General features: G+C 68.0%; 10 protein-coding genes and 2 rRNA genes (1 of these 12 running past the window's edge). All 12 read left to right on the plus strand.

Annotated elements, in window-relative coordinates; genetic code table 11:
- Positions 1 to 2,252: ribosomal RNA gene (locus tag ACQZOG_RS11830) — 23S ribosomal RNA — on the plus strand (it extends 875 nt beyond the left edge of the window).
- A gap of 84 nt (positions 2,253 to 2,336) precedes the next feature.
- Positions 2,337 to 2,453, plus strand: a 5S ribosomal RNA gene (gene rrf, locus ACQZOG_RS11835).
- A 109-nt stretch (positions 2,454 to 2,562) separates the two neighbouring features.
- On the plus strand, positions 2,563 to 3,171 hold the full coding sequence (locus ACQZOG_RS11840) for a CDP-alcohol phosphatidyltransferase family protein (RefSeq protein ID WP_033278099.1): 609 nt from the start codon (positions 2,563 to 2,565) through the stop codon (positions 3,169 to 3,171).
- Between the two features lie 114 nt (positions 3,172 to 3,285).
- Positions 3,286 to 5,781 carry a mannose-1-phosphate guanyltransferase gene (locus tag ACQZOG_RS11845; RefSeq protein WP_033278098.1) on the plus strand — a complete coding sequence of 832 codons (2,496 nt, stop codon included), beginning with the start codon at positions 3,286 to 3,288 and terminating at the stop codon, positions 5,779 to 5,781.
- Positions 5,782 to 5,891: 110 nt separating this feature from the next.
- Complete coding sequence (locus ACQZOG_RS11850; RefSeq protein ID WP_193456285.1) at positions 5,892 to 6,794, plus strand: DUF881 domain-containing protein; 903 nt, start codon at positions 5,892 to 5,894, stop codon at positions 6,792 to 6,794.
- Complete coding sequence (locus tag ACQZOG_RS11855; RefSeq protein ID WP_006134295.1) at positions 6,791 to 7,123, plus strand: small basic family protein; 333 nt, start codon at positions 6,791 to 6,793, stop codon at positions 7,121 to 7,123. The genes ACQZOG_RS11850 and ACQZOG_RS11855 overlap by 4 nt, the downstream gene beginning before the upstream one ends.
- Before the next feature lie 5 nt (positions 7,124 to 7,128).
- Positions 7,129 to 8,157 (plus strand): DUF881 domain-containing protein, encoded by a 1,029-nt coding sequence (locus ACQZOG_RS11860; protein WP_058915694.1) that lies wholly within the window; start codon positions 7,129 to 7,131, stop codon positions 8,155 to 8,157.
- Positions 8,158 to 8,218: 61 nt separating this feature from the next.
- Positions 8,219 to 9,145, plus strand: a complete 927-nt coding sequence (locus ACQZOG_RS11865; protein ID WP_078492761.1) for an FHA domain-containing protein — start codon at positions 8,219 to 8,221, stop codon at positions 9,143 to 9,145.
- Positions 9,146 to 9,184: 39 nt separating this feature from the next.
- Positions 9,185 to 9,925: a transcriptional regulator FtsR gene (locus ACQZOG_RS11870; protein WP_351030751.1), complete on the plus strand. Its 741-nt coding sequence runs from the start codon at positions 9,185 to 9,187 to the stop codon at positions 9,923 to 9,925.
- A gap of 99 nt (positions 9,926 to 10,024) precedes the next feature.
- Positions 10,025 to 10,498, plus strand: a complete 474-nt coding sequence (locus tag ACQZOG_RS11875) for a bifunctional nuclease family protein (RefSeq protein ID WP_004934251.1) — start codon at positions 10,025 to 10,027, stop codon at positions 10,496 to 10,498.
- 187 nt (positions 10,499 to 10,685) lie between these two features.
- On the plus strand, positions 10,686 to 11,369 hold the full coding sequence (locus ACQZOG_RS11880; protein WP_078492760.1) for a MerR family transcriptional regulator: 684 nt from the start codon (positions 10,686 to 10,688) through the stop codon (positions 11,367 to 11,369).
- A gap of 65 nt (positions 11,370 to 11,434) precedes the next feature.
- On the plus strand, positions 11,435 to 12,835 hold the full coding sequence (locus ACQZOG_RS11885; RefSeq protein ID WP_078492759.1) for a DNA polymerase IV: 1,401 nt from the start codon (positions 11,435 to 11,437) through the stop codon (positions 12,833 to 12,835).
- Positions 12,836 to 12,840: the final 5 nt, after the last annotated feature.

Genomic DNA, 12,840 nt, shown 5'->3' on the forward strand with positions numbered 1-12,840 from the left:
GGTTAGGGGTGAAAGGCCAATCAAACTCCGTGATAGCTGGTTCTCCCCGAAATGCATTTAGGTGCAGCGTCGTGTGTTTCTTGCCGGAGGTAGAGCACTGGATAGGCGATGGGCCCTACCGGGTTACTGACCTTAGCCAAACTCCGAATGCCGGTAAGTGAGAGCGCGGCAGTGAGACTGTGGGGGATAAGCTCCATGGTCGAGAGGGAAACAGCCCAGAGCATCGACTAAGGCCCCTAAGCGTACGCTAAGTGGGAAAGGATGTGGAGTCGCACAGACAACCAGGAGGTTGGCTTAGAAGCAGCCACCCTTGAAAGAGTGCGTAATAGCTCACTGGTCTAGTGATTCCGCGCCGACAATGTAGCGGGGCTCAAGCGTACCGCCGAAGTCGTGTCATTGCAGCATTAAGCCCCAACGGGTGCTGTGATGGGTAGGGGAGCGTCGTCTGCCGGGTGAAGCAGCCGCGGAAGCGAGTTGTGGACGGTTGACGAGTGAGAATGCAGGCATGAGTAGCGATTCACACGTGAGAAACGTGTGCGCCGATTGACTAAGGGTTCCTGGGTCAAGCTGATCTGCCCAGGGTAAGTCGGGACCTAAGGCGAGGCCGACAGGCGTAGTCGATGGATAACCGGTTGATATTCCGGTACCCGCTGTGAAGCGTCAAACATCGAATCCAGTGATGCTAAGCCCGTGAAGCCGCCGGCTGAGTCTTCGGACGAGGTCGGAGTGGTGGAGCCGGTGACCCGAGCTGGTAGTAGGTGAGTGATGGGGTGACGCAGGAAGGTAGTCCATCCCGGGCGGTGGTTGTCCCGGGGTAAGGGTGTAGGCCGGACGGTAGGCAAATCCGCCGTTCATTAAGGCTGAGACCTGATGCCGAGCCGATTGTGGTGAAGTGGATGATCCTATGCTGTCGAGAAAAGCCTCTAGCGAGTTTCATGGCGGCCCGTACCCTAAACCGACTCAGGTGGTCAGGTAGAGAATACCGAGGCGTTCGGGTGAACTATGGTTAAGGAACTCGGCAAAATGCCCCCGTAACTTCGGGAGAAGGGGGGCCACAACCGGTGATGAGCTTCGCGCTCTGAGCTGGGGGTGGCCGCAGAGACCAGCGAGAAGCGACTGTTTACTAAAAACACAGGTCCGTGCGAAGCCGTAAGGCGATGTATACGGACTGACGCCTGCCCGGTGCTGGAACGTTAAGGGGACCGGTTAGCTCACTTTCGGGTGGGCGAAGCTGAGAACTTAAGCGCCAGTAAACGGCGGTGGTAACTATAACCATCCTAAGGTAGCGAAATTCCTTGTCGGGTAAGTTCCGACCTGCACGAATGGCGTAACGACTTCTCGACTGTCTCAACCATAGGCCCGGTGAAATTGCACTACGAGTAAAGATGCTCGTTTCGCGCAGCAGGACGGAAAGACCCCGGGACCTTTACTACAGTTTGATATTGGTGTTCGGTTCGGCTTGTGTAGGATAGCTGGGAGACTGTGAACTCTGGACGCCAGTTCAGGGGGAGTCGTCGTTGAAATACCAGTCTGGTCGTGCTGGATGTCTAACCTGGGTCCGTGATCCGGATCAGGGACAGTGTCTGATGGGTAGTTTAACTGGGGCGGTTGCCTCCTAAAGAGTAACGGAGGCGCCCAAAGGTTCCCTCAGCCTGGTTGGCAATCAGGTGTTGAGTGTAAGTGCACAAGGGAGCTTGACTGTGAGACCGACGGGTCGAGCAGGGACGAAAGTCGGGACTAGTGATCCGGCGGTGGCTTGTGGAAGCGCCGTCGCTCAACGGATAAAAGGTACCCCGGGGATAACAGGCTGATCTTCCCCAAGAGTCCATATCGACGGGATGGTTTGGCACCTCGATGTCGGCTCGTCGCATCCTGGGGCTGGAGTCGGTCCCAAGGGTTGGGCTGTTCGCCCATTAAAGCGGTACGCGAGCTGGGTTTAGAACGTCGTGAGACAGTTCGGTCCCTATCCGCTGTGCGCGTAGGAGTCTTGAGAAGGGCTGTCCCTAGTACGAGAGGACCGGGACGGACGAACCTCTGGTGTGCCAGTTGTTCTGCCAAGGGCATGGCTGGTTGGCTACGTTCGGGAGGGATAACCGCTGAAAGCATCTAAGCGGGAAGCCTGCTTCGAGATGAGGACTCCCACCTCCTAGAGAGGGTAAGGCTCCCAGTAGACGACTGGGTTGATAGGCCGGATATGGAAGCACGGTAACGTGTGGAGTTGACCGGTACTAATAGGCCGAGGGCTTGTCCTCAGTTGCTCGCGTCCACTGTGTTGGTTCTGAAACCACGAACAACCCCATGTGCCACACATGGTGCGGTTGAATGTTTCATAGTGTTTCGGTGGTCATAGCGTAGGGGAAACGCCCGGTTACATTCCGAACCCGGAAGCTAAGCCTTACAGCGCCGATGGTACTGCAGGGGGGACCCTGTGGGAGAGTAGGACGCCGCCGAACTCCTTTTACAGCTCCGGCTCTTGGGCTCCCCGCCCGAGAGCCGGAGCTTTTTTGCGTTGCGGTAGGGTCAGGGAGCATCGTAGAAACGTTTCCCACAGGAGGATCCCGGGTGGAGGTCCAGGAGACACGGGTCCAGACAGACCGTGTCCTCACCATCCCGAACGTGCTCAGCATGGCGCGGCTCGTCGGCGTACCCCTGTTTCTCTGGCTGATCCTGAGGCCGGAGTTCGGCGGACCGAAGAGCGACGGCTGGGCGCTCCTGGTGCTGGCCTTCAGCGGCGTCAGCGACTACCTGGACGGCAAGCTCGCCCGTCGGTGGAACCAGATCAGCAGCCTCGGCCGGCTGCTCGATCCCGCGGCCGACCGGCTGTACATTCTCTCGACCCTGGTCGGACTGACCTGGCGGGAGATCCTGCCGCTCTGGCTGACCTGCGTCCTGCTGGCCCGGGAGCTGGTCCTCCTGGTCATGGTGGGCATCCTGCGGCGCCACGGCTATCCGCCGCCGCAGGTGAACTTCCTGGGGAAGGCTGCGACCTTCAACTTGATGTATGCCTTCCCGTTGCTCCTGCTCAGTGACGGTAGTGGCTGGATCTCGTCACTCGCTGCAATTTTCGGCTGGGCGTTCGCCGGATGGGGTACAACCCTCTATTGGTGGGCAGGAGTGCTCTATGTGGTCCAAGTCCGCCGCTTGATCCGTGCGGACGCCATGGCCGATTGACTCGCTTCCTCACGCGCAACGTGGCGCGCGATGTCCCACGCTGAATATGTGTGTGGCAATCCGGACGGGTGAAGTCGGCCAGACCGTCGTCTCTTCGAGGAGGACGCTTCCGACATGAAGGCCGTCGTGATGGCCGGGGGCGAAGGCACCCGTCTTCGCCCCATGACCTCAAGCATGCCCAAGCCGCTCCTGCCGGTGGCCAACCGGCCGATCATGGAGCACGTCCTGCGGCTGCTCAAAAGGCACGGGCTCAACGAAACCGTTGTGACCGTCCAGTTCCTTGCCTCGCTGGTCAAGAACTACTTCGGTGACGGCGAGGAGCTCGGAATGGAGCTCACGTATGCGAATGAGGAGAAGCCACTCGGTACCGCCGGGAGTGTCAAGAACGCTGAGGAGGCACTGAAGGACGATGCCTTTCTCGTCATCTCCGGCGATGCCCTCACGGACTTCGACCTCACCGAGCTGATCAATTTCCACAAGGAAAAGGGCGCACTGGTCACGGTCTGCCTGACCCGCGTGCCCAACCCGCTGGAATTCGGCATCACCATCGTCGACGACGAGGGCAAGGTCGAACGCTTCCTCGAGAAGCCGACGTGGGGCCAGGTCTTCTCCGACACGGTGAACACCGGCATCTACGTGATGGAACCCGAAGTGTTCGACTACGTCGAGCCCGACGTGCCCGTCGACTGGTCCGGCGACGTTTTCCCGCAGCTGATGAAGGAAGGCAAGCCGATCTACGGCTATGTCGCCGAGGGCTACTGGGAGGACGTCGGCACCCACGAGAGCTACGTCAAGGCGCAGGCCGACGTCCTCGAGGGCAAGGTCGACGTCGACATCGACGGGTTCGAGATGGCGCCCGGCGTCTGGGTCGCCGAGGGCGCCGAGGTGCACCCCGACGCCGTGCTCCGCGGCCCGCTGTACATCGGCGACTACGCCAAGGTCGAGGCCGGCGCGGAGCTCCGCGAGCACACGGTCGTCGGCTCCAACGTCGTCGTCAAGAGCGGCGCCTTCCTGCACAAGGCCGTCGTGCACGACAACGTGTACGTCGGCCCGCACAGCAACCTGCGCGGCTGTGTCGTCGGCAAGAACACCGACATCATGCGCGCCGCCCGGATCGAGGACGGCGCCGTCATCGGCGACGAGTGCCTGATCGGTGAAGAATCGATCGTTCAGGGCAACGTACGGGTCTACCCGTTCAAGACCATCGAGGCCGGCGCCTTCGTCAACACCTCGGTCATCTGGGAGTCCCGCGGTCAGGCGCACCTCTTCGGCGCGCGTGGCGTCTCCGGCATCCTGAACGTCGAGATCACGCCCGAGCTCGCCGTACGCCTCGCCGGCGCCTACGCGACGACCCTGAAGAAGGGCTCGACCGTCACCACGGCCCGCGACCACTCCCGAGGCGCCCGAGCCCTCAAGCGCGCGGTCATCTCAGCCCTCCAGGCCAGCGCCATCGACGTACGCGACCTGGAGAACGTGCCGCTGCCCGTGGCGCGGCAGCAGACCGCGCGGGGCAGCGCCGGCGGCATCATGATCCGCACCACGCCCGGCGTGCCCGACTCCGTCGACATCATGTTCTTCGACGGGCAGGGCGCCGACCTGTCGCAGGGCAGCCAGCGCAAGCTGGACCGCGTGTTCGCGCGGCAGGAGTACCGGCGTGCCTTCCCCGGCGAGATCGGTGACCTGCACTTCCCGGCGAGCGTCTTCGACTCCTACACCGGGTCGCTGCTGCGGAACGTCGACATCACCGGCATCGCCGAGGCCGGTCTGAAGGTCGTCGTCGACGCGTCCAACGGCAGCGCCGGCCTGGTGCTGCCCAGCCTGCTCGGCAAGCTGGGTGTCGACTCGCTGACCATCAACCCCGGTCTGGACGAGTCCCGGCCCACCGAGACGGCCGACATGCGCCGCGCCGGCCTGGTGCGGCTCGGGGAGATCGTGGCGTCCTCCGGCGCCGCCTTCGGCGTCCGCTTCGACCCCGTCGGCGAGCGGCTGTCGCTGGTCGACGAGAAGGGGCGGATCGTCGAGGACGACCGGGCGCTGCTCGTCATGCTCGACCTGGTCGCCTCCGAGCGGCGCAGCGGCCGTGTCGCCCTGCCGGTGACCACCACCCGCATCGCCGAGCAGGTGGCGGCGTACCACGGCACGCAGGTGGAGTGGACGACCACCTCGCCCGACGACCTCACCCGCGTCGGCGGTGAGGAAGGGACGATCTTCGGCGGCGACGGCAAGGGCGGCTTCATCGTCCCCGAGTTCAGCAGCGTCTACGACGGCACGGCCGCGTTCGTCCGGCTCATCGGGCTGGTCGCGCGCACGCAGCTCACGCTGAGCCAGATCGACGCCCGTATCCCGCGGGCGCACGTCCTCAAGCGGGACCTGGCGACCCCGTGGGCCGTGAAGGGCCTGGTCATGCGGCGCGTCGTCGAGGCGGCCGGTGACCGCTACGTCGACACCACCGACGGCGTGCGCGTGGTGGAGGCCGACGGGCGCTGGGTTATGGTGCTGCCCGACCCGGCAGAGGCCGTCACCCACCTGTGGGCCGAGGGTCCCGACGACGCCTCCGCGCAGGCGCTGCTCGACGAGTGGTCGGCGGTCGTGGACAGCGCCGGCAGGTGAGCCTCCCGCAGTAGACACGACGACCGGCGGCGTGCCGGACGGAACCTCGGAAGGGGCCCGTCCGGCACGCCGCCGGGGTCGTTCGGAGGTCGGGGGCGCGGCGTGCGACTATGTGCGGCATGCCGCAGCAACCCCCCGTTCGGAGCACACCCGCGCGGCCCGCGCGCCCGGACGCGTCCATGTCGTTGATCACCAACGTGATGGACCACAGTCTCGACGACGGCTACGCGGAGGCCGCCGCTCGGAAGCGGAGCGAGGGGACCGTCGGCCTGCCGAGGACCCTGCGGGCGAAGCTCGGTCTGGCGGCGGGGATCGTCCTCGCCGCGTGCGTGGTCACCGTCGGCGCGGCCCAGGCCCGGGTCGCCGCTCCGGTCGTCGCCAAGGAGCGCGAGGAGCTCATCGACCGTATCGACGAGGAGACCGCGGCCGCCGACCGGCTCGAGAAGAACGTCGACGAACTGCGCGAGGAAGTCGGCGCACGGCAGCGCGAGGCGCTGCGGGACAGCGGCGGCGACCGGTCGACGCTCCTGGGCATCCTGTCGGGCGCCACGCCCGTCCACGGACCGGGCGTGCGGCTCGTGGTCGACGACGCCGAGGACACCGCCTCCGGCGGCGACGGCGACGCCCGCTCCTCGTCCGGTTTCGCCGACACCGGCCGGGTCCGCGACCGTGATCTCCAGCGGGTGGTCAACGGGCTGTGGGAGTCGGGCGCGGAGGCCGTCTCGATCAACGGGCGGCGGCTGACCGCCCTGTCGGCGATCAGGGCCGCGGGAGACGCGATACTGGTCGACAACAAGCCGCTGGTGCCGCCGTACACGGTGCTGGCGGTGGGGGACGGCCAAGAGCTGGGGGACCGGTTCCAGGACAGCGCCGACGGGGTGTATCTGCACGTCCTGCAGGAGAACTACGGGATCCGTACATCCCTGTCCGTGGAGGACAACGTCCGGCTGCCCGCCGCACCGAGTGTGACCGTACGAACCGCACAGCCGATAACCGAGAAGGGCACATCGTGATCGCCGTACTGGGCCTCATTGTGGGAGTGGTGGCCGGCCTGTTGGTCCGGCCCGAGGTGCCGGCGGTCGTCGAGCCCTACTTGCCGATCGCCGTCGTCGCCGCGCTGGACGCCGTGTTCGGCGGTCTGCGGGCCATGCTCGACGGGATCTTCGACGACAAGGTCTTCGTGGTGTCGTTCCTGTCGAACGTCGTCGTGGCCGCGCTGATCGTCTTCCTCGGTGACAAACTCGGCGTCGGGGCGCAGCTGTCCACGGGTGTGGTGGTCGTCCTCGGCATCCGCATCTTCTCCAACGCTGCGGCGATCCGCCGCCATGTGTTCCGGGCGTGAGGCCGATGAGCGAGCGCGAACAGCCCGAGACGACGCGCCCGGCGGTCACCCCGCCGCGGTCCGCCCCCGACACGCCCGCGTCCACTCCCGACACGCCCGCGTCCGCACCCGAGGCGGCGCCGCCGGCCGGGCTGCGCCGGGAGCTCCCCGCGGAGGTGCCCCCGGCCGCCGCGCAGGCCGCGTCCGACAAGGCCGGTGCGGGCGGGACGCCCCGCCGGACACCCGCGCCCTCCGTGTCCCGACCGCACCAGGCGCCGCAGACGCCGCAGGCCTCCGCGACGCCCGCCTCCGACGAGCCGGGCGAGCCCGAGCTGACCGGTCGGCGACGGCTCGTCAACGGGCTGTGGCCGCCCCGCGTGACCCGCGCGCAACTCATCGTCGCCCTGCTGCTGTTCGGCCTCGGATTCGGCCTCGCCGTCCAGGTGGCCTCCACCAGCGACACCGACAGCGCGCTGCGCGGCGCGCGCCAAGAAGATCTTGTGCGCATCCTCGATGAACTCGACGACCGAACCGAGCGTCTTGAAGACGAGAAGCAGGGTCTCGAGAAGCAGCGGGAGGAGCTGGAGAACAGCTCCGACCAGGCCGAGGAGGCCCGCAGGCAGACGATCGAGAAGGAACGGCAACTCGGCGTCCTCGCGGGCACCGTGGCCGCGCAGGGGCCCGGCATCGAGATGACCATCGAGGACACGAAGGGGACGGTCGAGTCGGACATGCTGCTCGACGCCGTCCAGGAGCTGCGCGCCGCGGGCGCGGAGGCGATCCAGGTGAACGGGGTACGGGTGGTGGCCGGCACGTATCTGTCGGACGTGGACGGCGGAGTCTCCGTGGACGGGAACAAGATCAAGTCCCCGTATCGTTTCAAGGTCATCGGCAAGCCGCAGGACCTGGAACCGGCGCTCAACATCCCCGGAGGCGTGGTGCAGACGCTCGAGAAGGAACAGGCCACCGTTACCGTGGAGCGGTCGGACAAGATCGTTGTGGACGCCTTGCGAGCGCCGAAGCGGCCTGACTACGCTCGGTCGTCCTCCCAGTGAACCGGCGGTGCATGGGGGTTGTCCGGCCAGGGCATGAGGTTGCGGGGGGTCGGCGCACCGAATGGGTGGTGCGTGGTGGAAACTGTCTGGCGGAGGCGGACGTTGTGAAGATGTCCGGGTCGGCCAATGTGTTCAGTCAGGGTTCGTCCTGCCCCACGGGCGGGTCTGTTTCGGTCAAGGGGAATCGCCCGTGAAGTTGTTTGGGAAGTTGTTCGGCAAGAGCGCGCGGCGAGAGGACGGCGACAGCGCGACCGCTCGTCACCGCGCACAGCCCGGTGCGGAAGACCAGCGTCCGCTGTTCCGGGACGAGACGGGCGGGGCCTCCTTCGACCCTGCGCAGTCGGGCGGCATAGGTGCTGGACAGCCGTCGAGCCCAGGTGCGGGCGGAGGCCACTCCGGTCCGTACGCGTCCCACGCCCCCGGCGGGCAGCCGCGGCAGGAGGATCCGTCCATGTCGGCCCTGGTGTGTTCGAGGTGCGGCAACCGCAACGCGGAGAACAGCCGCTTCTGTTCCCACTGCGGTGCGCCGCTGAAGCCGGGCGTCACCCCGGAGCGCCCCTCCGAGACGACGTCCACGATCTCCATCTCCGGCCTCGAGGCCTACGACTCCGAGGCCACCGGCCAGCACCAGGCGCCGGCGCTCTCCCCGGAGGCGCAGGCCGCCGTCGACGCGCTGCCGGTGGGCTCCGCCCTGCTGGTCGTGCGCCGCGGACCGAACTCGGGCAGCCGCTTCCTGCTGGACGGCGACCTGACCACGGCCGGGCGTCACCCGCAGAGCGACATCTTCCTCGACGACGTGACGGTCTCCCGGCGCCACGTGGAGTTCCGCCGCAGCCCGGACGGCTCGTTCACGGTCGCCGACGTCGGCAGCCTGAACGGCACCTACGTCAACCGTGAGCGGATCGACCAGGTCGCCCTGTCCAACGGCGACGAGGTGCAGATCGGCAAGTACCGGCTGGTCTTCTACGCGAGCCAGCAGAACTACTGACGGCCCCCGGCCGTGGTCCGGGGACTCCAGGAAGGGTCGATGGTGCAGACACCGAGCGGCGGCGCCGGCAGCGGCGCCGCCGTCACGGACACCGGACTGCTGAGCATCGGTGCGGTGCTGAACGTGCTGCGCGAGGAGTTCCCCGAGGTCACCATCTCCAAGATCCGCTTCCTGGAGTCGGAAGGGCTCGTCGAGCCGCGCCGCACCCCGTCGGGGTACCGGAAGTTCAGCGCCGAGGACGTCGACCGCCTCGGCCATGTGCTGCGCATGCAGCGCGACCACTACCTGCCGCTCAAGGTCATCCGGGAGCACCTGGAGGCCATGGAGCGCGGCGAGGCCCCGCCCCTGCCGGCGCTGAGCCGTCCGGGTGACGACGAGGACCCCGCCGACTGCGCCCCGGAGACGCCCGGCGCGGCCCGCATCGGGCGCTGCCAGCTGCTCGCCGCCGCCGGCGTGGACGAGCAGCGGCTCGCGGAGTGGGAGTCGTACGGACTGCTCGTCCCGGTCGGGGACGGGGTGTACGACGCGGAGGCGGTCACCGTCGCCGGGCTCCTCACGGAACTGGGGCGGTACGGGATCGAGCCCCGCCATCTGCGCGCCATGAAGGCGGCCGCCGATCGCGAGGCCGGACTGGTGGAGCAGGTCGTCGCGCCGCTGCGGCGCCACCGCAACCCGCAGACCAGGGCGCACGCCGAGGACCGCACCAGGGAACTGGCCGGCCTCACCATGAAGCTGCACGCGGCGCTGGTGCGCTCGGCGCTCGGGGTGCGGGGGCCCTGAAGGTCTCGGGCCTCCGGGAAACAGCACAGCGCGGCCCGATCGGCCACCCGATCCGGGCCCGACTACCCAAACGTCCCGGGCACGGCCTAGGGTTGCTGTGTGAACGAGCTCGATGTCGTAGGTGTCCGGGTCGAAATGCCCTCCAACCAACCGATCGTGCTGTTGCGTGAAGTGGGCGGCGACCGCTACCTCCCCATCTGGATCGGCCCAGGGGAGGCGACGGCCATCGCCTTCGCCCAGCAGGGCATGGCGCCCGCACGGCCGCTGACCCACGACCTGTTCAAGGACGTGCTGGAGGCCGTGGGACAGGAGCTCACGGAAGTGCGCATCACCGACCTGCGGGAAGGCGTGTTCTACGCGGAGCTGGTCTTCGCCAGCGGTGTCGAGGTGAGCGCCCGTCCCTCCGACGCCATAGCACTTGCCCTGCGCACGGGAACGCCGATCTACGGAAGCGACACGGTGCTGGACGACGCCGGCATCGCGATTCCGGACGAGCAGGAGGACGAGGTGGAGAAGTTCCGCGAGTTCCTCGACCAGATCTCACCCGAGGACTTCGGGACCAGCAACCAGTGAGCCGTTTCCCGGGGTGCCGCGTCGGCGGCGTCCCGCGCCGAGGACATTCGGCTAGCCTTTCCCCGCGACGGGGCACGGGAAACCACTCTCAGGGTGATTATCACTCGGCGTGCCGAGTGTGGCGATCGTTGACGCACCCTTGGTGACTGCCTACCGTCGAGGAGGCAGGTCAAGGACGGAGGTCGGCGTGAGAAGCAGCGGCGACGGTACGGCTGGGGGTGCCCCCGGACGCGTTTTCGGGGCGGGCGGGCCGTATCCTCCCCAGAGCTTTCCGCCCCGCTCGGGCGGGGGCCATCCCGCGCGTGACGGTGCGATCGATCCCGCTCCGCAGCGGCCGACGGCTGTGCCGGGTGGTGGAGGGGCGGTGGCCATGGCGTCCGAGGAGATCGGCTATCGGGGGCCCACGGCCTGTGCCGCGGCCGGCATCACCTACCGCCAGCTCGACTACTGGGCGCGTACAGGGCTGGTCGAGCCGAGCGTGCGCCCCGCCCACGGGTCCGGCACGCAGCGGCTGTACAGCTTCCGCGACGTCGTCGTGCTGAAGATCGTGAAGCGGTTCCTGGACACCGGTGTGTCCCTGCAGAACATCCGCACCGCCGTCCAGCACCTGCGTGAGCGGGGGTTCGACGACCTGGAGCGCATGACGCTGATGAGCGACGGCGCCACGGTCTACGAGTGCACGTCGCCCGACGAGGTCCACGCCCTGCTCCAGGGCGGCCAGGGCGTCTTCGGCATCGCCGTGGGCGTGGTGTGGCGGGACGTCGAGAGCGCCCTGTCGCAGCTGCACGGCGAGCGGGTCGACACGGGGGAGACCCTCATCGGCCACAACCCGATGGACGAGCTGGCCCGGCGCAGGAACCGCGCGGTCTGAGCCCGCGCCGCGCAGGGCCCGGCCCGGCGAGGACGTTGTCAGTGGCGTAGGGCAGCATCGGAGATGTGAGATCCGCTCCCACGATCCTGCATCTCGACATGGATGCCTTCTACGCCTCGGTGGAGCAGGCGTCCAAGCCGAGTCTGCGCGGCAAGGCCGTGATCGTGGGCGGACTCGGACCCCGCGGTGTGGTCGCCACCGCCTCCTACGAGGCGCGCGTCCATGGCGTCCACTCCGCGATGCCCATGTCCCAGGCCCGGCGGCTCGCGCCGAACGCCGCGTATCTGGTGCCCAGGTTCGCGCTGTACCGCTCGATCAGCGACCAGGTGATGGCGCTGCTGCGCGCCCTGTCACCCCTGGTGGAGCCGCTCAGCCTCGACGAGGCGTTCGTCGACCTGGAGGCCGGGGGCACGGCGTGGGACGAGCGGTCGGCGCGGCTGGTCGGCGCGAAGCTGCGCGCGGACATCCGCGCGGTCACCGGACTGACGGGCTCCGTGGGGCTCGCCGCCTCCAAGATGCTGGCGAAGATCGCGTCGGAGGAGGCCAAGCCGGACGGGCTGGTCGTCATCCGGCCCGGCACCGAGCGGGAGATGCTCGCACCGATGTCCGTGCGGACCCTCCCGGGGGTCGGGCCCGCCACCGGCGACCATCTGCGGCGGGCCGGCATCCACACGGTCGGTGAGATCGCCGAGGCGGGCGAGGACGAGCTGGTGCGGCTGCTGGGCAAGGCCCACGGGCACGCGCTGTACGCGATGGCGCTGGCCCGCGACGACCGGCCCGTCGTCGCCGAGCGCGAGACCAAGTCGGTGTCCGTCGAGGACACGTACGACGTGGACATCCACGACCGGGTGCGGGTCGGCCTCGAGGTGCAACGGCTCGCCGACCGCTGTGTGCGCCGCCTGCGGGGCGCGGGGCTGTCCGGACGCACGATCGTGCTGAAGGTACGGCGGTACGACTTCTCCACGCTGACCCGGTCCGAGACGCTGCGCGGCCCCACCGACGACCCGGCCGTCGTCCGGGAGGCGGCGGCGCGGCTGCTGGACTCGGTGGACACCACGGGCGGCGTACGGCTGCTCGGCGTCGGCGTCAGCGGGCTGGCCGACTACACGCAGGAGGATCTGTTCGCCCAGGCGGCGGGCGGTGCGGGGGAGGAGCCCGCCGACGGCGAGGAGCCCGAGCCCGCGCCCGAGCCGCGCCCGGAGGTCCCGGTGGAGCGGCGCTGGTCCGCGGGCCACGACGTCCGGCACACCGAGTACGGGCACGGATGGGTGCAGGGCAGCGGCCTCGGCCGGGTGACGGTCCGCTTCGAGACACCCGGCTCGGCGCCGGGCCGCGTGAAGACGTTCCGCGTCGACGACCCGGCGTTGGAGGCAGCGGATCCGCTGCCGCTGGTGGAGACGCCACCGGACCTCCCCCAGCCGATGCGACCACCGGAGGCGCCTCCGCCTTGTCCTCCGGAAGCGTGACGGCG

Source organism: Streptomyces sp. P13-3-3 (assembly GCF_050571355.1).
Classification (GTDB): Bacteria; Actinomycetota; Actinomycetes; order Streptomycetales; family Streptomycetaceae; genus Streptomyces; species Streptomyces althioticus.

Coding starts and splice junctions, on each gene's coding strand:
- ACQZOG_RS11845 (WP_033278098.1), top strand. CDS start 3,286: ATGAAGGCCGTCGTGATGGCCGGGGGCGAAGGCACCCGTCTTCGCCCC.
- ACQZOG_RS11865 (WP_078492761.1), top strand. CDS start 8,219: ATGGGTGGTGCGTGGTGGAAACTGTCTGGCGGAGGCGGACGTTGTGAA.
- ACQZOG_RS11860 (WP_058915694.1), top strand. CDS start 7,129: ATGAGCGAGCGCGAACAGCCCGAGACGACGCGCCCGGCGGTCACCCCG.
- ACQZOG_RS11850 (WP_193456285.1), top strand. CDS start 5,892: ATGTGCGGCATGCCGCAGCAACCCCCCGTTCGGAGCACACCCGCGCGG.
- ACQZOG_RS11870 (WP_351030751.1), top strand. CDS start 9,185: ATGGTGCAGACACCGAGCGGCGGCGCCGGCAGCGGCGCCGCCGTCACG.